The 26,396-nt window shown below is 68.4% G+C and carries 26 protein-coding genes; 13 read left to right on the forward strand and 13 right to left on the reverse strand.

The window, feature by feature from the left end; translation table 11 throughout:
- Nucleotides 1-36 precede the first annotated feature (36 nt).
- On the forward strand, nucleotides 37-2,649 hold the full coding sequence (gene pepN, locus P9849_RS08670; RefSeq protein WP_278266445.1) for an aminopeptidase N: 2,613 nt from the start codon (nucleotides 37-39) through the stop codon (nucleotides 2,647-2,649).
- A 70-nt stretch (nucleotides 2,650-2,719) separates the two neighbouring features.
- Here pepN and P9849_RS08675 read toward each other — a convergent pair whose 3' ends face one another.
- From P9849_RS08675 to P9849_RS08705, 7 genes are all read right to left on the reverse strand, one after another.
- Nucleotides 2,720-3,424: a peptidase E gene (locus P9849_RS08675; protein ID WP_278266446.1), complete on the reverse strand. Its 705-nt coding sequence runs from the start codon at nucleotides 3,422-3,424 to the stop codon at nucleotides 2,720-2,722.
- Nucleotides 3,421-4,479, reverse strand: a complete 1,059-nt coding sequence (locus P9849_RS08680; protein WP_278266447.1) for a lipoate--protein ligase family protein — start codon at nucleotides 4,477-4,479, stop codon at nucleotides 3,421-3,423. Before P9849_RS08680 ends, P9849_RS08675 begins: the two co-directional genes overlap by 4 nt.
- A 120-nt stretch (nucleotides 4,480-4,599) precedes the next feature.
- Complete coding sequence (locus tag P9849_RS08685; protein WP_066213029.1) at nucleotides 4,600-4,854, reverse strand: type B 50S ribosomal protein L31; 255 nt, start codon at nucleotides 4,852-4,854, stop codon at nucleotides 4,600-4,602.
- A 115-nt stretch (nucleotides 4,855-4,969) separates the two neighbouring features.
- Nucleotides 4,970-5,380 carry an NAD(+)--rifampin ADP-ribosyltransferase gene (gene arr / locus P9849_RS08690; protein ID WP_278266448.1) on the reverse strand — a complete coding sequence of 137 codons (411 nt, stop codon included), beginning with the start codon at nucleotides 5,378-5,380 and terminating at the stop codon, nucleotides 4,970-4,972.
- A 41-nt stretch (nucleotides 5,381-5,421) separates the two neighbouring features.
- Nucleotides 5,422-6,228: an RNA methyltransferase gene (locus P9849_RS08695; RefSeq protein ID WP_278266449.1), complete on the reverse strand. Its 807-nt coding sequence runs from the start codon at nucleotides 6,226-6,228 to the stop codon at nucleotides 5,422-5,424.
- 7 nt (nucleotides 6,229-6,235) lie between these two features.
- Nucleotides 6,236-7,021 (reverse strand): sulfite exporter TauE/SafE family protein, encoded by a 786-nt coding sequence (locus P9849_RS08700; RefSeq protein WP_278266450.1) that lies wholly within the window; start codon nucleotides 7,019-7,021, stop codon nucleotides 6,236-6,238.
- Between the two features lie 12 nt (nucleotides 7,022-7,033).
- Nucleotides 7,034-7,819, reverse strand: coding sequence for an ABC transporter ATP-binding protein (locus P9849_RS08705; protein ID WP_278266451.1), 786 nt, complete (start codon nucleotides 7,817-7,819; stop codon nucleotides 7,034-7,036).
- Between the two features lie 64 nt (nucleotides 7,820-7,883).
- On the opposite strand from P9849_RS08705, the gene serB reads away from it, so the two are divergent.
- Nucleotides 7,884-8,804, forward strand: coding sequence for a phosphoserine phosphatase SerB (gene serB, locus P9849_RS08710; protein ID WP_278266452.1), 921 nt, complete (start codon nucleotides 7,884-7,886; stop codon nucleotides 8,802-8,804).
- A 78-nt stretch (nucleotides 8,805-8,882) separates the two neighbouring features.
- Here the strand turns inward: serB and P9849_RS08715 are convergent, their stop codons facing one another.
- Both P9849_RS08715 and P9849_RS08720 read right to left on the reverse strand, forming a co-directional pair.
- Nucleotides 8,883-9,626, reverse strand: a complete 744-nt coding sequence (locus P9849_RS08715) for an SDR family oxidoreductase (RefSeq protein WP_278266453.1) — start codon at nucleotides 9,624-9,626, stop codon at nucleotides 8,883-8,885.
- A gap of 65 nt (nucleotides 9,627-9,691) precedes the next feature.
- On the reverse strand, nucleotides 9,692-10,417 hold the full coding sequence (locus tag P9849_RS08720) for a beta-ketoacyl-ACP reductase (RefSeq protein ID WP_107002614.1): 726 nt from the start codon (nucleotides 10,415-10,417) through the stop codon (nucleotides 9,692-9,694).
- A gap of 158 nt (nucleotides 10,418-10,575) precedes the next feature.
- Here P9849_RS08720 and P9849_RS08725 point away from each other — a divergent pair, with 158 nt between their 5' ends.
- The 3 genes from P9849_RS08725 to P9849_RS08735 are packed head-to-tail and all read left to right on the forward strand — an operon-like array spanning nucleotide 10,576 to nucleotide 12,323.
- The gene (locus P9849_RS08725) at nucleotides 10,576-11,046 is read left to right on the forward strand and encodes a DUF3099 domain-containing protein (RefSeq protein ID WP_278266454.1); all 471 of its coding nucleotides are present in this window, start codon (nucleotides 10,576-10,578) and stop codon (nucleotides 11,044-11,046) included.
- On the forward strand, nucleotides 11,043-11,333 hold the full coding sequence (locus P9849_RS08730) for a hypothetical protein (RefSeq protein WP_278266455.1): 291 nt from the start codon (nucleotides 11,043-11,045) through the stop codon (nucleotides 11,331-11,333). Before P9849_RS08725 ends, P9849_RS08730 begins: the two co-directional genes overlap by 4 nt.
- A complete protein-coding gene (locus P9849_RS08735; RefSeq protein WP_278266456.1) occupies nucleotides 11,334-12,323 on the forward strand; it encodes an SURF1 family protein in 990 nt (329 codons plus the stop codon).
- An 8-nt stretch (nucleotides 12,324-12,331) separates the two neighbouring features.
- On the opposite strand, the gene P9849_RS08740 is transcribed toward P9849_RS08735, so the two are convergent.
- Nucleotides 12,332-12,919: a GNAT family protein gene (locus tag P9849_RS08740; protein ID WP_278266457.1), complete on the reverse strand. Its 588-nt coding sequence runs from the start codon at nucleotides 12,917-12,919 to the stop codon at nucleotides 12,332-12,334.
- A 49-nt stretch (nucleotides 12,920-12,968) separates the two neighbouring features.
- Nucleotides 12,969-14,570 carry an ABC-F family ATP-binding cassette domain-containing protein gene (locus tag P9849_RS08745; protein ID WP_107002707.1) on the reverse strand — a complete coding sequence of 534 codons (1,602 nt, stop codon included), beginning with the start codon at nucleotides 14,568-14,570 and terminating at the stop codon, nucleotides 12,969-12,971.
- A gap of 232 nt (nucleotides 14,571-14,802) precedes the next feature.
- Between P9849_RS08745 and P9849_RS08750 the strand changes: the two genes are divergently transcribed.
- The 5 genes from P9849_RS08750 (at nucleotide 14,803) to P9849_RS08770 (ending at nucleotide 18,840) form a co-directional block, all read left to right on the forward strand.
- A complete protein-coding gene (locus tag P9849_RS08750) occupies nucleotides 14,803-15,480 on the forward strand; it encodes a biotin transporter BioY (RefSeq protein ID WP_278266458.1) in 678 nt (225 codons plus the stop codon).
- Between the two features lie 17 nt (nucleotides 15,481-15,497).
- Nucleotides 15,498-16,205: an ABC transporter ATP-binding protein gene (locus P9849_RS08755; RefSeq protein ID WP_278266459.1), complete on the forward strand. Its 708-nt coding sequence runs from the start codon at nucleotides 15,498-15,500 to the stop codon at nucleotides 16,203-16,205.
- On the forward strand, nucleotides 16,202-16,840 hold the full coding sequence (locus P9849_RS08760; protein ID WP_278266460.1) for an energy-coupling factor transporter transmembrane protein EcfT: 639 nt from the start codon (nucleotides 16,202-16,204) through the stop codon (nucleotides 16,838-16,840). The genes P9849_RS08755 and P9849_RS08760 overlap by 4 nt, the downstream gene beginning before the upstream one ends.
- A gap of 135 nt (nucleotides 16,841-16,975) precedes the next feature.
- Nucleotides 16,976-17,443, forward strand: coding sequence for an Lrp/AsnC family transcriptional regulator (locus P9849_RS08765; RefSeq protein WP_107002619.1), 468 nt, complete (start codon nucleotides 16,976-16,978; stop codon nucleotides 17,441-17,443).
- The gene (locus tag P9849_RS08770) at nucleotides 17,440-18,840 is read left to right on the forward strand and encodes an aspartate aminotransferase family protein (RefSeq protein WP_278266461.1); all 1,401 of its coding nucleotides are present in this window, start codon (nucleotides 17,440-17,442) and stop codon (nucleotides 18,838-18,840) included. Before P9849_RS08765 ends, P9849_RS08770 begins: the two co-directional genes overlap by 4 nt.
- A 95-nt stretch (nucleotides 18,841-18,935) precedes the next feature.
- On the opposite strand, the gene P9849_RS08775 is transcribed toward P9849_RS08770, so the two are convergent.
- Nucleotides 18,936-20,435 (reverse strand): class I adenylate-forming enzyme family protein, encoded by a 1,500-nt coding sequence (locus P9849_RS08775; RefSeq protein WP_278266462.1) that lies wholly within the window; start codon nucleotides 20,433-20,435, stop codon nucleotides 18,936-18,938.
- A gap of 49 nt (nucleotides 20,436-20,484) precedes the next feature.
- Here P9849_RS08775 and P9849_RS08780 point away from each other — a divergent pair, with 49 nt between their 5' ends.
- The 3 genes from P9849_RS08780 to P9849_RS08790 all read left to right on the forward strand — a co-directional run bounded on the left by P9849_RS08780 (nucleotide 20,485) and on the right by P9849_RS08790 (nucleotide 23,444).
- Complete coding sequence (locus P9849_RS08780; protein ID WP_278266463.1) at nucleotides 20,485-21,381, forward strand: neutral zinc metallopeptidase; 897 nt, start codon at nucleotides 20,485-20,487, stop codon at nucleotides 21,379-21,381.
- 189 nt (nucleotides 21,382-21,570) lie between these two features.
- Complete coding sequence (locus P9849_RS08785) at nucleotides 21,571-22,935, forward strand: hypothetical protein (protein WP_278266464.1); 1,365 nt, start codon at nucleotides 21,571-21,573, stop codon at nucleotides 22,933-22,935.
- A 98-nt stretch (nucleotides 22,936-23,033) separates the two neighbouring features.
- Complete coding sequence (locus P9849_RS08790) at nucleotides 23,034-23,444, forward strand: hypothetical protein (RefSeq protein ID WP_278266465.1); 411 nt, start codon at nucleotides 23,034-23,036, stop codon at nucleotides 23,442-23,444.
- Between the two features lie 105 nt (nucleotides 23,445-23,549).
- On the opposite strand, the gene polA is transcribed toward P9849_RS08790, so the two are convergent.
- Nucleotides 23,550-26,204 carry a DNA polymerase I gene (gene polA / locus P9849_RS08795; RefSeq protein ID WP_278269140.1) on the reverse strand — a complete coding sequence of 885 codons (2,655 nt, stop codon included), beginning with the start codon at nucleotides 26,202-26,204 and terminating at the stop codon, nucleotides 23,550-23,552.
- Nucleotides 26,205-26,396: the final 192 nt, after the last annotated feature.

Here is a 26,396-nt window from a genome sequence, read left to right on the forward strand (position 1 = left end):
ACCGGCCGTGACCGCCTCACATGGTTAAATGTTCGGGTGCAAAACCAGAATCTGAAACGCCTCGAGGCGCAGGACCGCTCCGCCGCGGTGAAGACCCTCAGCTATGACGTGACCCTGGACGTCCGCGACGCCGAGAATCCCGACGTCGCCTGGTTCCCCAGCGAAAGCGTCATCACCTTCGAGGCGAGCCCCGGCGGCTCCACGTTCCTGGACTTCATCGGGGACAGCGTTCAGGCCGTCTTCCTGAACGGCAAGAAGCTGCCCGTGGACGAGGTGGTCGAGGGCAGCCGGATCCGCCTGGACGGCCTCCGGGAGCTCAACCAGGTGACGGTCCTGGCCCGCGCACTCTACAGCCGCTCCGGCGAAGGTCTGCACCGTTACGTGGACCCCGCGGACGGCAAGACCTACCTGTACACCCAGTACGAACCCGCCGATGCACGGCGCGTGTTCGCGAACTTCGAGCAGCCCGATCTGAAGGCCCGTTACACTTTCCACGTCACGGCCCCGGCACACTGGCACGTCGCGTCGAACGGTGCCGAGACGGCCCGCACCCCGCTGGCCAGTGACCCACGGGCCGCACGCTGGGACTTCGCAGAAACCCTCCCCCTGAGCACCTACATCACCGCCGTGCTCGCGGGGCCGTACTTCACGGCCGAGGACAGCTGGACCGGCACGGATGCCGACGGCGAACCACTCGTGGTTCCGCTCGCGCTGTACTGCCGCGCCTCCCTGGCGGACTCCTTCGACACGGAGACGCTGTTCGCCCAGACCAAGCGCGGCCTGGACTTCTTCTCCGAGCTTTTCGACTACCCCTACCCCTGGGGGAAGTACGACCAGGCGTTCGTGCCCGAGTACAACCTCGGTGCCATGGAGAACCCCGGCCTGGTCACGTTCACCGAAGAGTACGTCTTCGCGTCGAAGGCCACGCAGGCCCAGTACGAGCAGCGCGCCAACACCCTGCTCCACGAGATGGCGCACATGTGGTTCGGCGACCTCGTGACCATGCAGTGGTGGGACGATCTGTGGCTCAAGGAGTCCTTCGCGGACTTCATGGGCACCCTCGGCGTCGACCGTGCGAGTGACTTCACGACCTCCTGGGTGAACTTCGCCAACCAGCGCAAGGCCTGGGCCTATGTCCAGGATCAGCTGCCCACCACGCACCCCGTGGTCGCGGACATCCCCGATCTGGAAGCCGCCAAGCAGAACTTCGACGGCATCACCTACGCCAAGGGCGCCGCAGTGCTCAAGCAGCTGGTGGCGTATGTGGGCTTCGACGCCTTCGTCGAAGGCGCCCGCAGCTACTTCAAGCGTCACGAGTTCGGCAACACCACGCTGGCCGATCTGCTCCACGAACTGGACGCCGCGTCCGGCAAGGAACTCGCGTCCTGGTCTCAGGCGTGGCTGGAGACCTCCGGCATCTCGACGCTGCGTCTCGAGATCCAGGACGACGACGGCGTCATCACCGCCGCGGGCATCGTCCAGGACGCGATCGACCCGATCACCGGAGCCGCCGCGCTGCGCCCGCACCGTCTGCGTCTCGGCCTGTACGAGCCGGACGCCACGGGACGCCTGGTCCGCACCGAGGTGCTGGACCTGGACGTCGACGGCGCCGAAACGGAGGTCGAGGCCCTGACCGGCCGCGCCCGGCCCGCGCTGGCCCTGCTGAACGACGACGACCTGAGCTACGCCAAGATCCGCCTGGACGACGTCTCCTACGAGACCGTCACCGGGCAGCTCGACCTCCTGGATGACCCCATGGCACGGGCGCTGGCCTGGAACGCCGTGTGGAGCGCCACCAGGGACGGCCAGCGACCGGCCGAGGAGTACCTCCGCATGGCGATGCGCTTCGCTCACACGGAGAACACGATCGGCGTCCTTCAGTCGGTGCTGAGCAACGCCGTCTTCGCGGTCAACCACTACGTGCCGGCCGATGGCCGCGACGCGCTGCGGGACGAACTGACGCGGACCGCCGTCGCGCGCCTCCAGGACGCCGAACCCGGCTCGGATGCTCAGCTCGCGTGGGCGCGGTGCGTCATGGCACTCAGCCTGCACAGCGGCGAGGCCCTTCACTTGATCACCGGCCTGCTGGGCGGTGGCCGCCAGGTGGACGGGCTGGTCCTCGACACCAAGCTCCGCTGGGCCGCCCTCCAGGCCCTGGCCGCTCATGGGCGACTGGACCGGCCCGCCCTCGACGCGGAACTGGCCCGCGAAGACAACGCGGACGCCCGCGCCGGGCACGCCCTGGCCGTCGCGGCCCGGCCCACCGCCGAGGCCAAGGCCGAGGCCTGGGCCGCGTGCGGCCCGGACACCGAGCTCTCCAACCGCAACTTCAGCGCGACGATCGCCGGCTTCATGACCGGTTCCGGCAAGCTCCTGGCACCGTATGTGGAGCCGTACTTCGAGCGTCTGACGAGCGTGTGGGGTTCGATGAGCATCGGCATGGCGAGCCGCCTGGTCCTCGGGTTCTTCCCGGATGCCCAGGATCTGGCCCCCGGTCAGGCACCGGCCGAGCACCCCGTGGTCGTGCAGTGCGACCAGTGGCTCGCCGCTCACGAGGACGCACCGCGCGCACTCCGCCGCCTCATCCTCGAGGAGCGGGACAAGCTGGTGCGTTCCCTGAGGGCCCAGGCGGCGGGCTCGCAGGCCTGACCGTCTCCGGCTGAGAACGCAAGGAGGGGCCCGCGGACGATCCGCCGGGCCCCTCCTTGCGTTTCACGGCTCAGCTGAGCAGCTGCAACGGGATCTCGCGTTCGACGGCGGAACCGGCGTCGAGCTCCACGCGGAAGGCCTGGCTGCCCGGGCGCTCCGCGAAGCCGCCACTCAGCTCGCCGTCCCGGAAGAGCAGGGCGGCGTAGTCGTCGACCGCGTAGCCCGAGGGCAGGGACCCCTCAGCGACCCAGCCCAGGTACCGCTCACGGCGTCCCGGCTCGCCGCGGTAGTGCGGGCAGGCGCTCCCGCGCAGCAGGCCGAGCCCATCGCTCAGGGGCGCCAGAGGGCCGAAGGAGTCGGTTGACGAGGCCTCGTACCAGCAGTTCATCCCGGCACTGATGCCGGCCAGCACGGCGCCTTGCGCCGCGGCCTGCGCCATCAGCTCCGAGACGTCGTGTCGTCTCCACAGTTCCAGCAGGTTCACGGTGGAACCGCCACCCACATAGACCACGTCCTGGTCGAGGAGCATGGCCGGGTCGGTGTAACCCCACGGGTCCCGGCAGAAGAGCGAGAGCACGGACGTCGTCACGCGCCCGCGGAAGGCGTCCTCGAAGCGCCGGATGTAGCCGCCGTCGTCGCCGCTCGCGGTCGGCACGAAGCAGACTTTCGGCCGGGACGAGCCGCTCAGGGCGAGGATCTGATCATCGATCAGCGAGGCGCCGTCCTCGGACATGGAGAACCCGCCACCGCCGAGCGTCACGATGGTGCCCCTCATGGCACGCGGTGCAGCCACTCGGGCGTGGAGAACTTGCTCGCGGCGAGCTCGCGTGCGGCCGCCAGCTCGGCGTCGCTGAGTTCGGCGCGCACGGCGCCGTAGCGTTCGGCGAAGACGTCCATCATCACGTCGATGATCGCCAGCCGGTCCAGGCCCGCCTGACGCTTCAGTGGATCCACACGCTTCTTCGCGCTCCGGGTGCCCTTGTCCGAGAGCTTCTCCTGCCCGATCCGCAGGACCTCCACCATCTTGTCAGCGTCGATGTCGTAGCTCATGGTCACGTGGTGCAGCATGCCGCCGTTGGCGAGCCTCTTCTGGGCCGCCCCGCCGATCTTGCCCTGGTCCGTGGCGATGTCGTTGAGAGGGACGTAGCGGGCTTTCACGCCCACCCGTTCGAGCGCCTCGATGACCCAGGCGTCCAGGAAGGCATACGACGCTTCGAAACTCTGGCCGTCCACGAGGCTCTGCGGCAGGTACAGGGAGTAGGTGATGCAGTTGCCGCCCTCCATGAACATCGCCCCGCCGCCGCTGATGCGGCGCACCACGTTGACGTGGTGACGGGCGACGCCCTCGGGGTTCAGCTCATTGCGGTACGACTGGAAGCTGCCGATGACGACGGCGGTCTCCTCCCAGTCCCAGAAGCGCAGCGCGGGACGGCGCTCCCCAGCCCCGACGGCCCGGGTGAGCACTTCGTCGAGGGCGACGTTCACCTCGGTGGGCAGGACGCCGGGGCCGATCACCTCCCACTCGTGATCCCGCCAGGTGCTGGCCAGGCCCAGGGCTCGCCGGACGGCCGTGGCGACCGATTCCGGGCTGAACCCGAAGAGCTGCGCGTTGACCGGCAGCGCGTCTTTGATCCGGCCCGCGAGGACGCTGGAGGGAGAGTCCGCGGGCGAGCCCTCCAGGGCGGCGTTGATGGCGTCCAGGGCCTCATCCGGCTCCAGGAAGAAGTCACCGCTGATGGAGACGTCCGCCAGTTTTCCGTCGCTCACCTCCAGGTCCGCGACGACCAGTTTTCCTCCGGGAACCTTGAACTCACCATGACGCTTCGGCATGTTCTCCAGCCTATCGCCCTGGGCAGACGCTTGATGGAGCCTGACCGTCAGCGCCGCTTGCCCGTTAACGCCGGAAGGGGCCACAGCCGAGCTGTGACCCCTTCCGGGAAGGCAAGGAGATTACTTCTTGCCGAAGCCCTTGAAGCGAGCGTTGAAGCGCTCCACGCGGCCGGCGGAGTCCATGATGCGCTGCTTGCCCGTGTAGAACGGGTGCGACTCAGAGGAGACTTCCACGTCGATGACGGGGTAGGTGTTGCCGTCTTCCCACTCGATGGTCTTCGAGGAGGTCGCGGTGGAGCGGGTCAGGAACTTGACGCCGGAAGCCAGATCGTTGAAAACGATGGCCTGGTACTTCGGGTGGATATCAGACTTCATCTTGGGGCCTTTGTTCGCGCCACTGGATTTTGCCAGCAGCAGGGATGATTCGGTGGCCATGACGGCCAGCTGTCAACTCTACAGCATCGGCCGCCACCCGGGCCAACCGGAGAGGTCAGTTGATGATCTCCGCACGCTCGTCCGCGCGGATCGCCGCGAGCCGGTCGCGCCAGCCCTGAAGCGCCTCCGGCGTCAGGCGCGTCCAATCGGTCACTTCGCCGAGGATCCGGAGGGGCTCCGCGCTGCGGTACGAGCGGGTGGGGTTGCCGGGGAACTTCTTGTCCGTGACGTTCGGATCGTTCTCGAAGTCGCCGGTCGGTTCCACGAGATACACCCGCGGTTCGCCCTCACCCGCGGCGAGTTCGGCGGCCAGCCCAGCCCCGTCCCGCAGCGCGGTGAAGTAGATGTGGTTCATCACGATCTCCGGCTTGTAATTGGACCGGAACCCCGCCGTGAGAAGATCTCCGGCCTTCAGATCGGCCTTGGTGCCGTGGTAGAACGGCCCCTCATCCAGTGCTTCGCTCATGACACCACGGTAGCAACGGGGACCATGTCCCGCACCGGCTGTCAGCGCGCCCGCAGCTCCCAGAACGCGACGGCGGACGCCGCCGCCACGTTGAGCGAGTCCACACCGGGCCGCATGGGGATCTCCACCGCGACGTCGGCGGCCTCGAGGGCCTCGGCCGTCACGCCGGCCCCCTCGGTCCCGAGGATCAGGGCGAGCCGTTCCGGGCTGCGCGCCGCGAGGGCGTCGATGGTCAGGGACTCCGGGGTGAGCTCCATGGCCGCCACCGTGAAGCCCGCCGCCTGCAGCTCCCCGATCCCCTCGGGCCAGGAGTCCAACCGGGCCCACGGCACCTGGAAGACCGTGCCCATGCTCACGCGGATCGACCGGCGGTACAGCGGGTCGGCGCACCGTGGCGTCACCAGCACCGCGTCGATGCCCAGGCCGGCGGCGCTGCGGAACATGGCCCCGAGATTGGTGTGGTCCGTGATGTCCTCCAGCACGGCGACCCGCCGCGCGCCGTCGAGCACCTCCCGCAGCGCACGAGGCGCGGGCCGCTCCATGGCGGCCAGGGCGCCCCGGTGGAGGTGGAAGCCGGTGATCTCCTCCAGGACCGCGGACTCCCCCACGTACGCCGGGACGTCGGGGAACTGTTCGAGGACGTCGGCGAGATCCTTGATCCACTTCTCCGTGAGGAAGAAGGACCGGGGCCGGTGACCTGCGGCGATGGCCCGCCGCACCACGCGGGACGACTCGGCGATGTAGAGGCCACGCTCGGGTTCGGTCTTCAGGCGCAGCTGGACGTCGGTGAGGTTGCGGTAGTCGGCGATCCGGGGATCGGAGGCGTTCTCAAGGGCGATGAAGGGCACCCAAGGATTATGCCAGCAGCTTGCCCAGCATCACGGCCAGGGCCACGAGGCCCAGCACCACGATCACGGTGCGGAGCACCACGGGCTTGAGCTTCTGCCCGATCTTCGCGCCCAGCAGACCGCCGATCAGGGACGAGACCGCGATGAGCGCGACCACGGGCCAACTGATCCGGTCGAAGGCGAACAGCAGATAGGAGACCGCCGCGACGACGTTGACCGCGAGGACGAGGAAGTTCTTCATCGCGTTGGCCTGCTGCATGGTGCCGGTCATGAAGACCCCGAGGATGCCCACCAGCAGCACGCCCTGCGCGGCCACGAAGTAGCCTCCGTAGACGCCCGCCAGGAACACCAGGATCAGGAGCAGGACTCCGTGGTTCTTGTCCTTGAGGGCATTGCCGGGGACCTGCTCGCGGTTCCGGACCCAGCGCTGCAGCCGGGGCTGGAAGACCACCAGGAGGAGTGCGCACACGATCAGCACCGGGGCGACGTACTGGAACACCTCCTCCGGGAGGTGCAGCAGGAGGTAGGCGCCGGTGACCCCGCCGAGCAGTGAGGCCGGCATCAGAGTGGCCAGCGACCGCCAGCGGCCCTGCAGCTGCTTGCGGTACCCGAGGGCGCCGGAGACGTTGCCGGCGATCAGGCCCATGGCGTTGCTGATGGACGCCGTCACGGGAGCCGTTCCCAGCGCGACCAGCACGGGGAAGGTCACGAGAGTGCCCGAGCCCACCACCGTGTTGATGGTCCCGGCCCAGATGCCCGCGAGGAAGATCAGCGCGCCGTGCAGCCACTCCATGACGGGCGGCTCCTAGGCGCGGGCGCGGGCGGTGTACCGTCCGGCGTCGTGCCTGACGGTCAGCGGCAGGCCGAAGGTGGCGCTGAGGTGTTCCTCAGTCAGCACGTCGGCGATCGGACCGGCGGTCACCACCTCGCCATCACGCAGCAGCAGAGCGTGCGTGAACGACGGCGGGACCTCCTCCAGGTGATGCGTCACCAGGATGGTCACCGGGGACATCGGGTCGGCGGCGAGCTTGGACAGCTCGGCGACGAGCTCCTCGCGTCCGCCGAGATCCAGGCCGGCGCCGGGCTCGTCGAGGAGGAGCAGCTCGGGGTCGGTCATGAGGGCGCGCGCGATCTGGGTGCGCTTCCGTTCGCCTTCGCTCAGCGTGGCGAACTGCCGGTTGAGAAGGGGCCCCATGCCCCAGGCGTTCAGGAGCCGGAAGGCGCGGCGCTCATCGGCCCGTTCGTAGCCCTCACGCCAGCGGCCGGTCACGCCGTAGGCGGCGGTGACCACCACGTTCAGGACGGTCTCGTCCTCCGGGATGTGGTTGGCCAGGGCGGCCGAGGAGAGTCCGATCCGGGGGCGCAGTTCGAAGACGTCCACGCGTCCGAGGCGCTCGTCGAGGATGTCCACGGCGCCGTCGCTCGGGTGCATCCGCGCACCCGCCAGCTGGAGCAGCGTGGTCTTGCCCGCGCCGTTCGGGCCGAGCACCACCCACCGCTCGCCGTCGTTGACCTGCCAGGAAACATCGTTCAGAAGTGTTTTCCGGCCCCGGCGCACCGAGACATGGCTCAACTGGAGGACTTCACTCATGACATAAAACCCTAGGGTAAAAGTGGGTTCCATGGATAACCGCAACGCTGGCTACCATGGCTGAATGCAGTCACACTTCTCCGCCCTCGCCTATGCCCCGGAACTGTCCGCCTCAGCCTTGCAGGAGGCGTCCGCCGTCCTCGCACGGCACGGAGCGGTGGACGGCGAGTGGCGGCCCCTCGGCGCGGAGGGGTTTCAGGCGGCCGAACTGACCGTGGTGGCCCCGGCCGACGCGGACGCCGCCTCGGTCGTGCCGGAGCAGTGGCTCGTCTCGGCCCGTGAGGCGCTGGCCGAGGCCGGCCTGAGCATCGACGTGGCCGTCGTGCCCTCCGCGCTCCGCCAGGCCGAGCGGAAATTCCTCATCATGGACGTCGACTCGACCCTCATCCAGCAGGAGGTCATCGAGCTGATCGCCGCCCACGCCGGCAAGGAGGCCGAAGTGGCCGCGGTGACCGAGGCGGCCATGCGAGGCGAGCTCGACTTCGCGGCGAGTCTCCACCAGCGCGTGGCTCAGCTGGCCGGCCTGCCCGAGACCGTCTTCGACGAGGTCCGCCAGGCCGTGCGGCTCAGCGTGGGGGCGCAGCGTCTCGTGGACGCCTTCCATGGCGCCGGGCACCGGGTGGCCGTGGTCTCGGGCGGCTTCAACCAGATCCTGGGGCCGCTGGCCGAAGAACTGGGTCTCGACTTCTGGCTTGCCAACGACCTGGAGGTCCAGGACGGCCTGCTGACCGGCCGTGTCACCGGCGACGTGGTGGACCGCGCCACGAAGGCCAGCCGCCTCCGCGAGTGGGCCCAGGCCTCCGGCGTGCCGCTCGAGGCCGCGATCGCGGTCGGCGACGGCGCCAACGACCTGGACATGCTCGCGACGGCGGGCCTCGGCGTCGCGTTCAACGCGAAGCCCGCGGTGCAGGCCGCCGCGGACGCCGCCATCAACGTCCCGAACCTGGACGCCGTGGCGGTCCTGGCGGGCGTGCCGCTGGCCTGACCCGGACTCCCGTCAGACGCACGACGGCGGCCACTCCCCTGAGGGGTGCGGCCGCCGTCGTCGTGTCCGGGGTGGGCGCTACTTCTGGAAGTGCTCCGCGCCGCCGGCGTACTCGGTGTGGCCCGTGGGGACGTCGGCCGTCACCATGCGGGCGACCTCGACGCCGAACTCCTCGACCGTGAACAGCTTGCCGGCCTCGGCGCGGCGCTCGGCGATCGCGCCGGGACGGGCGCGGTCCAGCAGGGTGGCCGTGACGGTGCCCTCGATCATGTCGCCGGAGATGACCACGAAGCTGATGCCCTTGGCCTCGAGCGCCGGGATGAACTCGCGCAGTGCGGTCTCGCCCGCACGCTTGCTGCGCGCGACCGGCTCGTACTCCGGCATGGTGGGCACGGTGTCGATGAAGTGGGCCTGGTGGCTCGTGACGAAGACCACGCGGGAACCGGCCGGCATGACGGCCGTGGCGGTCTCGAGCATCTTGACCTGGGCGTCGCGGTTGAGGCGCAGCGCGTAGTCCTCGCCGAGGCCCGTCTCCATGCCGCCGGAGGCGTTCAGCACGAGGATATCGAGGCCGCCGAAGTTCTCCTGCGCGGCGGAGACCAGAGCCTGCGCGCCGTCCTCGGTGGTCAGGTCGGCAGCGACGGCCACGGCACGGCCGCCGGCCTCGGTGATCTGCTGCACCACCTTGTTGGCGCGGGGCGCCTTCTGACGGTAGTTGACCACGACGGCCGCACCCTCGCCGGCGAGGATCTTGGCGACCTCGGCCCCGATGCCGCGGGAAGAGCCCGTGACGATGGCGGTCTTGTTGTCCAGAGTTCCCATAAGTGCTCCTTGGAATCAGGGAAGAAAAATCAGGGGGAACCGCGTCAAGCGGAAGAGATCAGGGGTCAGTGACCCATGCCCAGGCCACCGTCCACGGGGATGACGGCGCCGGAGATGTAAGCGGCTTCATCGCTGGAGATCCAGCGGACCACACGCGCCACTTCCTCGGCCTCGGCAAAGCGGCCGGCCGGGATGGTGGAGAGGTAGTTCTTCTGGGTCTCCTCGGGGAGCTCGGCCGTCATGTCCGTGTTGATGAAGCCGGGAGCCACGACGTTCGCCGTGATGCCGCGGGAGCCGAGTTCGCGGGTCAGCGAGCGGGCCATGCCGACCAGGCCGGACTTGGAGGCCGAGTAGTTGATCTGCCCGGGCGAGCCGTACAGGCCGACCACGGAGGAGATGAACACCACACGGCCCTTGCGCAGGCGGATCATGCCCTTGATGGCGCGCTTGAGCACGCGGAAGGAGCCGGTGAGGTTGGTGTCGAGCACGGAGGTGAAGTCGTCCTCGCTCATGCGGAGCAGCAGCGTGTCCTTGGTGATGCCGGCGTTGGCGACCAGCACCTCCACGGGACCGTGCGCCTCTTCCACCTGCTTGAACGCGGCATCGAGGGAGGCCTCGTCAGTGACGTCCGCCTGGACGCCGAGGATCCCCTCCGGCAGTTCCGTGGCGGTCCGGTACGTCACCGCGACCTTGTCACCATTGGCCAGGAATTCCTGGGCGATGGCCAGTCCGATGCCCCGGTTTCCGCCGGTGACCAGGACGCTGCGGCCCGTGGTGCTCTGCTCGCTCATGCACGCTCTCGCTTCCATACTCATCATTCGATGATTCGACACTCATCCATCGAAACGTCATTCGATACGGATTGCATCCTATCGGTCCGCTCGTTTTTGGGCTCATGGCACACGGTGCGAGAATGGATGTGAAGCATATTGGAGCGTGAGTGAGAACCGTGACGAATCAGCAAGGCGGAGGCCGGCATCCCCGGTCGGCCCAGAACGCCGAGGTCGTGAGCATCACCGACGCCGGTGCCGCGCATTCTGATGAGATCCGCTCCCGGATGATCAAGTACGCCGTCGCCATGGGCATCCGCATGGTCTGCCTCGGGCTCCTGTTCGTGCTGGACGGCTGGTTCAAGCTCATCGCCGTGGCCGGCGCCGTCTTCCTTCCGTGGTTCGCGGTGATCATCGCCAATGGCGGCGACAAGGCGGAAACCCCCAGCGACCACCTGATCGGCACACCCCTGCAGGCCGCCCTCCCGGCCGAAGCCACGGAACCCGGCGACGGCATCCCGGACGGCGCAGGCAGCTCCCCGGGCGAGGACGGGGACGCGGGCCTGATCATCCAGGGCGAGATCGTCGAGCAGGACCCATCGGCCGGACCGTCCGCCCAGCGCAAGCCGCATCCGGGGGACGCCGCATGAGCTTCTTCGACGCGCTGAGCCAGGCCGGCCCGGGCCGGAGCGCTCAGGCCGCCCCCGAGGCCATCTGCTCCCGCAAGGGCTGCCGCGCTCCCGCCGCCTGGCAGGTGCTCTGGAACAATCCGAAGATCCACACGCCGGAACGCCGGAAGATCTGGCTCGCCTGCCCGGAGCACCGCGACTGGCTGGAGGACTACCTCCGCCAGCGATCCTTCTGGAAAGAGACGGAGCCGTTCGATTCCCGTCCCGAACCGACTGCGGACCCCGACACGCCAGGAGCACCGGCCTAGATGTACCGTTTCCTCTTCTCCCGACGCTGGATGGGGTACTTCGTCCTGGCCATCGTCTTCGCGATCGCCTGTGTGCTCCTGGGCCGCTGGCAGATGGACCGCCGGGCCGAGACCCAGGCCAACATCAACCGGATCGTCACCAACTACAACTCCGCTCCGGTCGCCTTCAGCGAGGCGAAGCCGCTGTTCGAGCACATGGACACCGCCCGCGAGTGGTCGCAGGTGAAACTCCACGGAACTTACCTGCCGCAGGACCAGCTGATCGTGCGGAACCGGACGCTCAACGGGCAGCCCGGGTATCAGGTGCTGGTGCCGTTCCGGGTCGATTCCGGAGACACCGTGATCGTGGACCGCGGCTTCCTCCCCATCGGGAACAAGGAGAACGGACGGCCGGACTCGATTCCCGACGCACCCCGCGGCGACGTGACCGTGGTCGTGCGGCTGCGGCCGTCGGAGCCGGCCCTGGACCGCGGCGCACCGTCCGGCCAGATCGCCTCGATCGACCTCAACCAGTACGCAGGCCAGGTGAAGTACCCCCTGCTCACGGGCGCCTACGGCCGTATGGCGTCGGAGTCCCCCGCCCCCGCCGTGGCCCCGATGCAGCTCCCGATGCCCGCCACGGACGAGGGCACGCACCTCTCGTACTCACTCCAGTGGTTCGCCTTCGGCGTGCTCATGATCCTCGGCTTCGGCTATGCGGCCCGTCAGCAGGCCAAGAACGACGCCCTGGATGCGGAGGACGCCGAGCTCGCGCGAGCCGCCGCGGCGGCCGGTGAGACGCCCGACGACGGCGGCCCGGGCACCGGCGAGCCCGGCGCGGAGTCCGCGACAGGCGCCGGCGCCGTGCCGCCGTCGTCGCACACCGCCGCGAAGTACTGGCGTCAGAACCGTAAGAAGGCCGAGCGCAAGACCGCCGAGCGCCGTGCCGCGGGACGCCGCAGCGCCGAGGACGAGGAAGACGCGATCCTCGACGCGCAGGGTTTCAAGTAAGCGGCGCTTCAGGCAGCCTCAGGGCGCGCGGGCCAGGGATTGAAGCCCGACCTGTCATCTGACCGCAGGAGACCGGCGTAGCTCAGGTCGTAGATGGTTCCGAGCCGGTCGGCCGCTTCACGGCGGAGGCCCTCCCACCGGAATCCGAGCTTTCGGGCGACGCCCGCGGACGCCACGTTGTCGGCAACCGCTTCCCACCCCAGACGCCGCAGGTGCAGACCGTCGGGTGCGGGTGCGAAGGCGTAGTCGACCACCCGGGCCGCGGCTTCCGTCATCAAGCCCTGGCCACGCACCTCGGAATCAAGCCAATACCCGAGTTCGGCAGATCCCGCCTCGATCCGTGACAGCGAGACCAGGCCCAGTAATTCGTTATGGTCCTTGGCGTAGATCCCCCACGCCAGTCCGGTTCCCGACGCCCATCCCGCAGGGATGATCTCCGTGACGAACGCCTTGGCGTCTTCGAGCCGGTAGGGATGCGGCACCGTGGTGAAAGCGACGATCTCGGGGTCCTCGCAGATCGACAGAACCCGATCCACGTCCGCCACCGACGGGCAACGGAGGATCAGGCGTTCTGTCGTCAGGGTCACGCCCTCCATGGGGCAAGCCTAGCGGCGCCCGGCGGCGCGCTCCGGCCTGGACGGAAACTCAGGCGAGCGTGATCAGGTCCAGGTAGTCCGCGTTCCAGAGGTCCTCGACACCGTCCGGGAGCAGCACGACGCGCTCCGGGTTGAGAGCCTCGACCGCGCCCTCATCGTGCGAGACCAGCACGACGGCGCCCTGGTAGTTGGCGAGGGCGCCGAGGATCTCGGCGCGGCTGGCCGGGTCCAGGTTGTTGGTGGGCTCATCGAGCAGCAGCACGTTGGCGCTGGACGCCACGATGGTCGCCAGGGCCAGACGCGTCTTCTCGCCACCGGAGAGAACACCGGCCGGCTTGTCGACGTCGTCACCCACGAACAGGAACGAGCCGAGGATGCTGCGCACCTCGGTGTCGGTCATGTGCTGGGGAGCCGCGGAGCGCATGTTCTCGAGGACCGTCCGGTCGTGGTCGAGCGTCTCGTGCTCCTGGGCGTAGTAGCCGATCTTGAGCCCGTGGCCGGCGATGACCTCGCCCGTGTCCGGCGCGTCGACGCCCGCGAGCATGCGCAGCAGCGTCGTCTTGCCGGCGCCGTTGAGGCCGAGCACCACGACGCGGGAGCCGCGGTCGATGGCCAGGTCCACGTCCGTGAAGATCTCGAGCGAGCCGTAGGACTTGCTCAGACCCTCCGCGGTCAGCGGGGTCTTGCCGCAGGGCGCGGGCTCCGGGAAGCGCAGCGCGGCCACGCGGTCCGCGGCGCGCACGTCCTCCAGGCCGCCCAGCATCCGCTCGGCGCGCTTGATCATGTTCTGCGCGGCCGTGGCCTTGGAGGCCTTGGCGCGCATCTTGTTGGCCTGATCGAGCAGGACGGAGGCCTTCTTCTCGGCATTCGCACGCTCACGACGGCGGGCACGCTCGTCCGTCTCGCGCTGCTGGAGGTAACGCTTCCAGCCCATGTTGTAGTAGTCGATCGTCGAGCGGTTCGCATCGAGGTGGTAGACCTTGTTGACGGTCGCCTCGAGGAGCTCCACATCGTGGCTGATCACGATCAGGCCGCCCTGATGGCTCTTGAGGAAGTCCCGCAGCCAGGCGATCGAGTCGGCGTCGAGGTGGTTGGTGGGCTCATCCAGCAGCATGGTGTCCGCCCCGGAGAACAGGATGCGCGCCAGCTCCACGCGACGGCGCTGACCACCGGAGAGCGTCTTGAGCGGCTGGTTGAGGATGCGCTCGGGCAGGGCCAGGTTCGCGGAGATCGTGGCGGCCTCGGACTCGGCGGCGTATCCACCGCCGGCCAGGAACTCGGCTTCCAGACGGTCGTAGCGGTTCATGGCCTTGCGGTGCACGGCCTCGTCCTCGCTGGCCATCTCCTCCTGCGCCTTCTTGAGCTTGCGCGTGATGACATCCAGGCCACGGGCGGAGAGGATCCGGTCCCGGGCGAGCTGCTCCATGTCCGGCGTGCGGGGATCCTGCGGCAAGTAGCCGATCTCCCCGGCCCTCGTCACGGTGCCACCGGCCGGAACACCCTCGCCTGCGAGGACGCGGGTCAGGGTGGTCTTGCCGGCGCCATTGCGGCCGACCAGACCGATCTTGTCACCCTTGTCGATGCGGAATGTCACCTGGTCCATGAGCAGGCGCGCGCCAGCGCGCAATTCGAGGTCTTGGACGCTGATCACGAGAGTGCCTTCCGAAGGGTGCGTGGGAGTGGCCGATTCGGTGTCCACGGCGGACACGACACACCAGAAGTGCGGGAGGGGCCTCATCGATTCTACCGGCTCCCGTCTGGCGCCTTCACGCCATCGCCATGCACCCGGTCGGCGGGCCTTGTGGAACCCCACCACGCACCCACGCTTCCCTTGGAGGAAGCCCACAAAAACGGCCCGTTTCCGCGGTCCTAAGGTGGACCGCATGGCACAGCTGAAAGAGGAAACCGTGACCGAGCAGACGCCCCTCCCCGCAGGAGGCACCCGATCCACCGAGCGCTGGGGAGCGCGCGATCTGGCCCTCGTGGCCGTCTTCGCCGCCCTGGTCGCCGCGTCCGCGCTGGTTCCCGGCATCAGCATCGGGGGCGTCGGTGTGCCGATCACCATCCAGACTCTGGCGGTGGTGCTCACGGGCCTGGTCCTCGGAGGGCCGCGGGCGATCGCCGCCGTCGGTCTCTACGTGGTGCTGGGTCTGGCAGGACTGCCGATCTTCTCCCAGGGGCGCGCGGGACTCGGCGTCCTGGCCGGCCCCTCGGCCGGTTACATCATCGCGTTCCCGCTCGTCGCGGGTCTGGCCGGCTTCCTGGCCACCCGCGTGCTGCGCAAGCGTCTCAAGCCCCGGACCCTGTGGTTCTTCCTGGCCGCCTTCGGGAGCAGCCTGCTCCTGACGCACACCCTCGGCCCGCTGGGCATCATGATCAACGGGCGCACGTCCCTGTCCGCCGCGTTCCTGGCGGATCTGGCCTTCTACCCGGGCGACATCCTGAAGAACCTGGTGGCGGCACCTCTGGCGGTCGCCCTGCACCGGGCGTTCCCCGACATCCTGCTGCGCCGCGCCCTCGCCCAGGGCGCCCCTGCCCCGGCGTCCGCCGAGCAGCGCTGAGCGGAGACCGCGGTTCCATGAGCGCCATCGAACTGCGCGACGTCGTCGTCCGGATCGCCGCCGACGACGAGCGCCCGGCCCGCGCCATCCTCGACGTGCCGCATCTGGACCTCGAGGAGCGCCGCATCGGCGTGCTCGGCGCCAACGGCTCGGGCAAGTCCACGCTGCTCCGCCTCCTGAACGGCCTGCAGGAGCCGAGTTCCGGGACGGTGACCGTCCATGGCCGGGACACCCGGCGGGAAGGCCGCGCGGTCCGCGCCGAGGTGGGCTTCGTGTTCACGGACCCCCTCAGCCAATTGGTGATGCCCACCGGCCGCGAAGATCTGGAGCTCTCCTTGCGCCGCACGGTGCCCCGCAAGGACCGCCGCGCGCGGGCCGAGGAGATCCTCAGCCGCTTCGGCCTGCTCCCTCTCGCGGATCAGAGTGTCTACGAACTCTCCGGCGGTGAACGCCAGCTCATGGCACTGGCGAGCGTCCTCGCGGTGGAGCCCCGAGTCCTGGTCCTCGACGAGCCGTCCACCCTCCTGGACCTCCGCAACCGCGAACTCCTGCGCCGGACGCTGACCGGACTGCCGCAGCAGATCGTGCTCGCCACCCACGATCTGGAACTCGTCCTGGACATGGAGCGGGTGCTGGTGGTCGAGAACGCGCAGGTGGTGTTCGACGGCGGCGCCGCGGACGCCGTCGCGCACTACCGCCGCCTCTGCCTGGCCGAGCGCTCATGAGCACCGCGCGCTATCCCCTGGGCGATTACGTGCCCGGGGACTCGTGGCTGCACCGCTCGCCTCTCGGGCTGAAGTTCCTCGGTGTGGTGCTCCTGGGGCTGGGCACGTTCTGGCTCAAGTCCTGGGTGGCTTCGCTCGCCGTCCTGGCCGTCATGATCCTGCTCTTCGCGTCGGCCCGGCTCGGTGGCCGGCGGCTGGTCCGTCTGCTGGCCGGGCCGGCTCCGCTGCTGCTCGCCGTCCTGGCGTTCCAGTGGTGGCAGCTGGGGCCCGCGCAGGCCGTGAGCATCGTCGCGAATGTCTACGCCTGCATCGTGGCGGCCTCCCTCCTCACCCTGACAACGCCCGTTCCCGCTCTGCTGGACGGCGTGGTGTCCGCGGCTCGGCCCCTGAAGCGCTGGGGCGTCGATCCGGAACGGCTGGCACTGGTCATCGCGATCACGCTGCGCAGCATCCCTTACCTCATCGGCACGTTCTCCACGGTGCGCGACGCGGCGCGCGCCCGGGGTCTGGAACGGAATCCACGCGCTCGCGCCATGCCCGTGCTCATCGCCTCCGTGGCGTACGCCCAGAGGACGGGTGACGCCCTCGCGGCCCGCGGACTGGCCGATGCGGCCCTGGACTCCCCCGATTCCTGAACGCTCCGGCTTCCTCAACGCTCCGGCTGCCTGGACGCCCTCATTCCTGAACGTCAGCCATGAATTCCATCGTCTGACGAATGATTTTCAACTGATTCCGTTGCTTAATCGGCAAATTTGCCACAGAATCGGACTATGAGCCGTGGAAAGAACGCCCTTCAGCTCGATGACACGTCGAAGCGACTGGTGGAACTCCTGCAGGAAGACGGACGCCGGTCCTATGCGGATCTCGGCAAGGCCGTCGGCCTGAGCGAGGCCGCCGCGCGGCAGCGGGTGCAGAAGCTCATGGACGCCGGGGTCATGCAGATCGTGGCCGTCACCGACCCCATGAGTCTGGGATTCCACCGGGTGACCATGATCGGGGTGAAGACCACGGGTGACACACGCCGCGTGGCCGACACGCTGGCTCAGCTCCCGGCGGTCTCCTATCTGGTGCTCAGCGCCGGGTCGTTCGACATCCTCGCCGAACTGGTGTGCGAGGACGACTCAGACCTGATCGACCTGCTGAACAGCGAGATCAGGACCATCGACGGCGTGGCATCCACGGAGACGTTCGTCTATCTCGAACTCCGGAAACAGAAATACGGTTGGGGAACACGATGAGAACACCATTCAGCCCTGAGGGACCGCACAACACCGCAGCATTGCAGGAGAAGGCGGCCAAGCACCTCTGGCCCCACTTCACCTCCCGCAAGGTGCTCAATGACGGCATCCCGATCGTCACGCGCGGCGAAGGGCACCACATCTACGACGCCGACGGGCGGAAGTACATCGACGGCCTCTCGGGCCTGTTCGTAGTCAACGCCGGTCACGGACGTCAGCGGATCGTCGACGCCGCCGCGCGGCAGATGAAGCAGCTGGACTTCATGCCGATCTGGTCCTACGGCCACCCGGCGGCCATCGAGCTCTCCGAACGGCTCGCCTCCTACGCACCCGGCGAGATGAACAAGGTCTTCTTCACCACCGGCGGCGGCGAAGCCGTGGAGTCCGCGTTCAAGCTGGCCAAGCACTACTGGAAGCTGCGCGGCAAGCCGATGAAGCACAAGGTGATCTCCCGAGCGGTCGCCTACCACGGCACACCGCAAGGCGCCCTCGCAATCACCGGCATCCCGGACATGAAGAAGTTCTACGAACCGCTCACGCCCGGCGGCCACCGTGTGCCGAACACCAACTTCTACCGCGCCGGCGAGATGGGCGCCCCGAGCGACGACCTCGAGGCGTTCGGCCAGTGGGCCGCGAACCGGATCGAGGAGGCCATCCTCTTCGAGGGCCCGGACACCGTGGCCGCCGTGTTCCTCGAGCCGGTCCAGAACTCCGGCGGCTGCTTCCCGCCGCCGCCCGGCTACTTCCAGCGCGTCCGCGAGATCTGCGATCAGTACGACGTGCTCCTGGTCAGCGATGAGGTCATCTGCGCCTACGGCCGGGTGGGCGACTTCTTCGCTTCCAAGGCCCTCGGCTACGAGCCGGACATCATCACGTCCGCCAAGGGCATCACCTCGGGGTACGTCCCGCTGGGCGCCATGATCGTGGCGGACAAGGTGTCCGAGCCGTTCAACTCCGTGGAGAACACCTTCTATCACGGCTTCACCTTCGCCGGTCACCCCGCTGCCGCCGCGGCCGCGCTGGAGAACCTCGACATCTTCGAGGAGGAGGATCTCAACGGCCGGGTCCGGGAGAACTCCCCGCTCTTCCGCGCGGAACTCGAAAAGCTCCTGGACCTCGACATCGTGGGCGACGTCCGCGGCGAGGGCTACTTCTTCGGCATCGAACTGGTCAAGGACAAGGCCACCCGTGAGACGTTCAACGCGGAGGAGTCGGACCGGCTGCTGCGGGACTACCTCTCCCCCGCCCTCTGGGAGGCCGGACTGTACTGCCGCGCCGACGACCGCGGCGACCCCGTCATCCAGCTCGCGCCGCCGCTGACCATCGGCCCGGCCGAGTTCCGTGAGATCGAGGGCATCCTGCGCTCCGTGCTCCAGGACGCCTCCGCCAAGATCTGACACGTCACGGGATTCGGTTCCGGGAACGCCATCGGGCCGTGGGCGCCGGCTGAAGAGCCGTCGCCCACGGCCCGAGGCGTGTCAGAAACCTCGCCTCAGACGGGAAGGCGGGGCACCCGGGGGTCGCCGTCGAGGATCCAGTCGCGCAGCAAGGCGCGGCTGACCTTCCCGCGGGCGGTCAGCGGCACTTCCCGCAGTTCGTGGAACGCCTCGGGCAGCATGCGCGGATCCACGAGGTCGGCCAGCCCCATCCGGAGCTGGCCCTCACCGAGACCGCGGTGGCCCGTCCTCACCGCGGCGATGAGACGCTCACCGCGGAGCGGATCGTCGACGCCGGTGACCAGGGCGAATTCGACGCCGGGCAGAGTGCCGAGGGCCTTCTCGATCTCCTGGGGGTGGATCACGAGTCCCCCGGACTCGATCATGTCCGAAGCCCTCCCCAGGAAGTGGAGCTCACCGTCGCGGAGGAAACCCTGATCGTGGACGGTCGCCCAGTCGCCGATGCGGACGAAATCCTTCTGATCGCCCCACAGGTAGCCGTCCCCCACCATGCCGCTGCGCACCGCGATCGACCCGGTCTGACCGTCAGGCAAGGGATCGCCATCAGGGTCGAGGATCGCCACCGAGACGCCCGGGAACGGACGGCCCACGCTCGTGGAGGCCAGGAGATGTCCCGTCAGCGGGTCCTTCGGAGACAGGCGGGAACCGCTGACGAAGCTCAGCTCCTGGGCGCCGTAGTATTCGTGGATCCGCGCCGCCGAGGCCCAGCGACGGGCCGCTTCGAGAGTCCGCGGGTCCAGTTTGGCGCCGGCCACCACGATGCTGCGCAGCGAGGTGGCGTCGGAGCCGGCCAGGATGCCTCGCTCGGCCAGCTCCCGCAGCATCGACGGCACGAGCACGAGCCGTGTCACGCCGTCGTGCTCCACGGCATCATGCACGGCGTCCACGTCGAAGGACTGCAGGGTCCGGAACTCCGCCCCGGCGTGGAGGCATTCGGACAGCGCATACAGCCCGAGGCCCGAGGACAGCGGCCCCGGAGCCAGGGTGATCTCGTCCCGGGTGAGCCCGAAGAACTCCGTGGAGGAGACGAATGACGCCTGCCAGGACGCCCTGGTCCTGACGATCGCCTTCGGCAGGCTCGCCGTGCCCGACGTCAGGGCGAGCAGGAAGGGAGTGTCCGCCGGACCGTCCGCCAGTTCACCTCCCCGCAGAGCCGCATGATGCACGACGACGGTCTCCCGGCTCGACGTGCCAGGAACCGCGGCGCGGCCCCGGTCGGCGTGGGTGGCGAGGGCATCCGGCGCACCCCAGTGGGCGGCCACTTCCTCACGGATCCGGGCCGAGAGGTCGTCCGGAAGCGCGGCGTCGAGCACCACGCACCGTCGGGTGCCGCTCACCCCCGCGACCCAGCGGAGGATGAACTCGAGGGAGTTGGGTTCCTGGAGAAGGGTGTAGCCGCCGTCGGGAACACCGGTCAGAAGGGCGGCTGCACCAGAGCGCAGTTCCTCCCAGGTCAGGGCGTCGTGGCCGATGCGCACGGCCTGCCGGCGCGGGGATTCCTGTGCCCAGGCATCGAGGCGGGAGAGGAAGGGCACGGAAGGATTTTACCGGTCTGCGGCTCCGCCCGCGCGCTACTCTGGGGGCATGAGTTTCAACGAAGGCAGTCAGCTCGATTCCTCCCAGGTGGAGGACCGCCGAGGCATGAGCACCGGGGTCAAGGTGGGCGGCGGCATCGGTGGCGGTCTGCTGATCCTGGTCCTGACCCTGTTGGGGGTCAACACCTCGCTCCTCGATGACCTCACGGGTGGCGCCCAGCAGCCGCCCGCCCAGACCCAGTCCGCAGGCCAGAGCGGCGTCTCGCAGTGCCGCACCGGCGCGCAGGCGAACCAGCAGCTGGCCTGTCGGATCACCGGCACGGTGAACAGCCTCAACGACTTCTGGCCCGACTACCTGCGGCAGTACGGGAAGCAGTACCCGCGTCCCAAGACGGTCCTCTTCACGCAGCGCACTCAGAGCGGCTGCGGCCCCGCGACCACCGAGGTGGGACCGTTCTACTGCCCTGCCGACCGGACCGCGTACTTCGACCCCGGGTTCTTCCAGGAACTCGTGACCCAGTTCGGATCGTCCGGCGGTCCCCTGGCGCAGGAGTACGTGGTGGCCCACGAGTTCGGGCACCACGTCCAGAACATCCTGGGGACCATCGACTACGCCCAGCGCGATCCCCAGGGCCCGCAGTCCGGCGGCGTCCGGGTGGAGCTGCAGGCCGATTGCTTCGCCGGCATCTGGGCACACTACGCCAGCAGCCAGCCCACGGCCTCCGGCGGGCAGCCCTTCCTCAAGCCGCTCACGCAGACCGACATCCGGGACGCTCTCTCCGCCGCGTCCTCCGTGGGCGATGACCGGATCCAGAAAGCCGCCACGGGCCGGGTGAGCCCCGAATCCTGGACGCACGGTTCGAGTGCTCAGCGCCAGAAGTGGTTCCTCGCGGGGTACCAGTCCGGCGATCTGAACAAGTGCGACACCTTCTCCGGGCGGGTCTGACGGAACGTGGGCGCCGCTGACCCTCAGCGGTTCGCCTCGGTGGCATCCCTCGGCGGAGAGATGGGCAGCACTCCCCATGGACCACCCGCATCCCTGAATCTATAGTCAGTGGAGAAACCCGGACATCGCTCCGGGACGGAAGATCGTCAGGGCGCCAGGCCCCGGCCATCAGCAGGCGAGCACAGGGGGATGACGATGAGCGGTGGCTTCTACGGAGCCGATGTCCAGGAGCTGAGGAAGCTGGCCACCAAGGTCCAGACCTCGGGGAAGGCACTGGAGTCACAGGCCCGCATGCTGTCCTCGGCGGTCGGCTCGGTCTCCTGGCCGGGCCCGGACGGCAAGAGGTTCCGCCAGCTGTGGGACTCGGAGCACTCTCAGGCCATGAACCGGGCGGCAGGCTTTCTCGCCACTGCGGCGAAATCCCTCCAGCTCAATGCCGACGAACAGGAACGCAGCAGCGCCGCGTCGGGAGGCACCGGTGGCGGCGCGCCGGGCGGGACCGCCGGAGGCACTCAGGGCACACCCTCGGTCAGCGACCTGAGCGGGAAGTCCCCGGCCGAGATCCAGACGTGGTGGAAGGGCTTGAGCGAGGCGCAGCAGCAGGACTTCATCCGTCAGCACCCCGTGGAGGCCGGAAACACGAACGGGATTCCCTTCGACGCCCGCGTCAAGGCCAATGAGATCAACGCCCAGAACCGGCTCGACTGGCTGAAGAACCATGATCCTGAGCCCAAGATCAACCCGTGGCTGACCATCGGAGGAAAGCCCTACATCGATCAGGTCGCCAAGGACCATGAAGCCTGGGCGCTGCGCCAGAGCGGGATCCCGTATCTGCAGTCCGTCGTCGATGGAAAGGTCCATCTGGCGGCCTACGACCCGGCCCACTCCTCGATCGTGGAGATGATCGGCGACTACAACAGCGACACGAAGCACGTGATCACCTACGTGCCCGGCACCACCACCAACGAGTCGTCCTTCTATAACGGCGGCGTTCAGGACATGGCCAAGTATCTGGTCCAGACCGACTCCAGCAAGTCCACCGTGGCCTTCGTGTACAAAGGCACCGAGTTCCCCGATGGCGGATTCGTCGAAGCGTTCCTGCAGGAGGCCAAGAGCGACGAGTTCGTCGCGAAGACCGCGCCAACACTGGCCGCCTTCCAGAACGCGGTGGACCTCGAAAAGCCGAGTGGCGCGGAGACCGTGGGCATGGGTCACAGCTGGGGCCTGCGGAACGTCACCGGTTCGGAATTAAACGGCGCGCACTATGACAAGGTGATCGCCCTCTCCGGCGCCGCCATGCCTCCCGGCTGGTCGCCGGACGCAAACACCCACTATTCGAGCTACACGTACCCGGACGTGCTCCAGATCGCCGAACACGCGGGGGTGGTCGGAGACAATTACCCCATGAAGGATCCTGCCTTCGACCGCCACGTGTATTCATCCCCGGGAGGAACCACCGGCTTGGACATCATCAACGATCACAGCCTCATCGCCACCACCGGCGCGGACAACCAGAGCGCACTGCGTGACATCCAGAAGAAGATCTACGGATGACCCGGCAGCACACCCCCGGCCGAGCCCCGCTTCTTCTGCCGGGCATCGCCCTAGCCCTCATTCTCACCGCCTGCGGAACACCTGGAGGAAAGCCGACCATGGACAAGCCCACGCTCGAAGGAGCCAAGAAAACCGTGCTCTCGCTCGAACGCACGATCCTGGACTCCGTGCCCAGCGGCTCTCAGGGCACGCGGTTCCTCAACGAGAAGTCCAGCCTCATGGCGTGCCAGGGTGAGCAGAAGCTCTGGTCCGGAGCGGGCGAGGTCACCTTGGTCGGCCAGCCTGACAAGGCGGCGATCCTGGCCACGGTGAAGTCCGAGTTCGGCGGCAAGGACGGCTGGACACTGACGGACAAGACCGACGACGACGGGCAGTCCGCTGTCGATCTGCTCCACCGCGACGGCACCCATCTGATCGTGGGCTTCTCCGCACACCCTGACCGGCTGCGTGTCGACGCGTTCAGCACGTGCTTCGACTTCCCGGAATACAAGTACGGCGAGGAATACTGAGCACCCAGTCACCGCACAACGGAGGCGGCCGTCCCGGACTCCGGGGCGGCCGCCGTCGCGCTGTGTCAGTGAGCCTGTGTCAGGAGGCGGCGTTGCCGGCCGGCGTCAGTGCCCGGCGTCGTGCCAGCTGTGGCCCTCGCCCACCTGGACGTCGAGCGGCACGGTCAGTTCAGCCGCGTTGCCCATCTCACGGATGACCAGCTGCTCGACCTGTTCGCGCTCACCCTCGGCCACTTCCAGGACGAGTTCGTCATGGACCTGGAGCAGCAGACGGGACTTGAGGCCCTCCTCCTGAAGCGCCCGTGCGACGCCGAGCATGGCCCGCTTGATGATGTCCGCGGCAGAACCCTGGATCGGCGAGTTGAGGGCCACGCGCTCGGCGATCTCCCGCAGGTGCCGATCGGTGCTGGTCAGGTCCGGCAGGTACCGGCGCCGGCCCTCGATGGTGGCCGTGTAGCCATCCTGACGGGCCTGCTCGACGACGCCCCGCAGGTAGTCGCGCACGGCTCCGAAGCGGTCGAAGTAGTCCTTCATGAGCGTCCGCGCCTCGTCCACCGAGATCTCCAGCTGCTTGGAGAGCCCGAAGCTCGTCAGGCCGTACGCGAGGCCGTAGGACATGGCCTTCACCTTGGAGCGCATGGCGCTCGTGACGTCCTCCGGAGCCACGCCGAAGATGTGCGAGCCGACGTAGCGGTGCAGGTCCTCGCCGTCGCGGTACGCCTGGATCAGCCCGGCGTCCTCGGAGAGGTGCGCCATGATGCGCATTTCGATCTGGGAGTAGTCGGCGGCGAGAAGGCACTCGTACCCCTCGGAGACCTCGAAGAGATCACGGACCCGTCGGCCCTCCTCGCTGCGGACCGGGATGTTCTGCAGGTTCGGGTTGTTGCTGGAGATACGCCCCGTGGCCGCGACGTTCTGGGCGTACGTGGTGTGGATGCGGCCATCCTCCGCCACGGACTTGTACAGGGTCTCCACCATCTGGCGCAGCTTGGAGGCCTCCCGGTGGGCCATGAGCTGCACCAGGAACTCGTGACCGGTCTTCTCCAGCAGGTTCTTCAGGCTGGCGGCGTCCGTGGTGTAGCCGGACTTGATCTTCTTGGTCTTCGGCAGGGCCAGTTCCTCGAAGAGCACTGTCTGCAGCTGCTTGGGCGAGCCGAGGTTCACCTCGTGGCCGATCGCGGCGTACGCGCCCTGCTGGGCGATCTCCACCTGGCGGGCCAGGTCGTCGAGCTGTTCCTGCATCTTCTCCCGGGACACCGCGATGCCCGCGATCTCCATGTCGGCCAGGACACGGGCCACGGGGAGCTCGAGTGTGAGCAGCAGCTGATCCGCCTGGCGCTCCACGAGCAGCGGGGCGAGGTGGTCACTCAGCGCGCGCACGGCCGCCGCTTCCCGCACCAGCGCCTCGGCGCGTGCCTGCGCGGCGGTGCCGTCGACGTCGAGACCCAGATCCAGCTGCCCCGCAGGGACCACCGGCGCCGACTCCAGCGTGATCTTGAGGTGGTGCTGCACCAGCTCGGCCAGCTCGTAGTTCCGGCGGTCGGGCTGGATCAGGTAACCGGAGATCGATGTGTCATCGACGACGCCTTCCAGCGTCAGGCCACGGGCATGCAGCGCCTTGAAGGCTTCCTTGTACTCATGGATCGCCTTCTCCTGGCCGCTGTCCGCGAGCCACGCGGCGAGCACGCTCTCCGTAGCGGCGTCGAGTTCCGTCAGGTCCAGGTACCTCGCGGATTCGCCGCGCAGAATCGCGACGGCGCTGGCCTCCTGACCGATCCCTCCGGGCACCGAGGCGACGGCCAGAGCGGCCGGGACGCCGCCCGTGTCGCCGGCCAGGAACGTGGTCAGAGACTCCGCATCGGCCCCGATCTCGAACGGCGGCAGCTCGACGCCCTCATGCTGGACGCCCTCGGTGTCCTCACCGTAGAGCGCGAACAGGCGCGTGCGCAGCGTCCTGAACTCGAGCGCGTCGAAGAGCTCCTCCACCGCGTCCTGGTCGGGACGCGGCGCGGCCAGCTCGTCCAGGGCGACGTCCAGATCCAGGTCCGTCAGCAGACGGTTGAGGCGACGGTTGCGCTTGACGTCCTCGATGTGGGCGCGCAGGGCATCTCCCACCTTGCCGCCGATGCTGTCCAGGTTCTCCAGAATGCCCGGAAGGCCGCCGTACAGGTTGATCCATTTCGCCGCGGTCTTGGGGCCGACGCCGGGCACGCCGGGGAGGTTGTCCGCGGTCTCCCCCACGAGCGCCGCCAGATCCGAATACTGCTCGGGACCGACGAAGTACTTCTCCCGGACCGCGTCCGCATCCATGCGGGGGATGTCCGAGACGCCCTTCTTCGGGTACAGGACGAAGACGTTGTCCGTGATCAGCTGGAAGGCGTCACGGTCACCCGAGACCAGGAGGACCTCCCAGCCCGCCTCCTCACCCTGGGCGGCGAGGGTCGCGAGGATGTCATCCGCCTCGTACCCGGGCATGCGCAGGGTCTTGATGCCCCAGGCGCCCATCACCTGGTCGATCAGATCGATCTGGCCGCGGAACTCCTCGGGAGTGGCGTTGCGTCCGCCCTTGTACCCGTCGTACTCCTTCTTGCGGAACGTGGTGTCATCCGAGACGTCGAAGGCGACCGCCACGTGGGTGGGCTGCTGGTCCTTGATCAGGTTGATGAGCATGGACGTGAAACCGTGCACGGCATTGGTGTGCTGTCCGGTGGACGTGGCGAAGTTGTCCGCGGGAAGGGCGAAGAACGCCCGGAAGGCCATGGAATGCCCGTCCAGCACGAGGAGCCGGTTCCGGGTTCCCTCGGAGGTCTGCTCCGCCGGTGCCGGAGCAGTGGACTCGGGGGCGTCGGACGGACCGGTGGACGTGGTTGCAGCTACCGCGCTCTGGGATGTTTCACTCACCCTGCCAGCGTAGTGGCACGTCCGGACATTTTCACCCGGGCCGATGCTGAG

The sequence above is a fragment of the Arthrobacter sp. Y-9 genome, from assembly GCF_029690065.1.
In the GTDB taxonomy this organism is placed as follows: domain Bacteria; phylum Actinomycetota; class Actinomycetes; order Actinomycetales; family Micrococcaceae; genus Arthrobacter_E.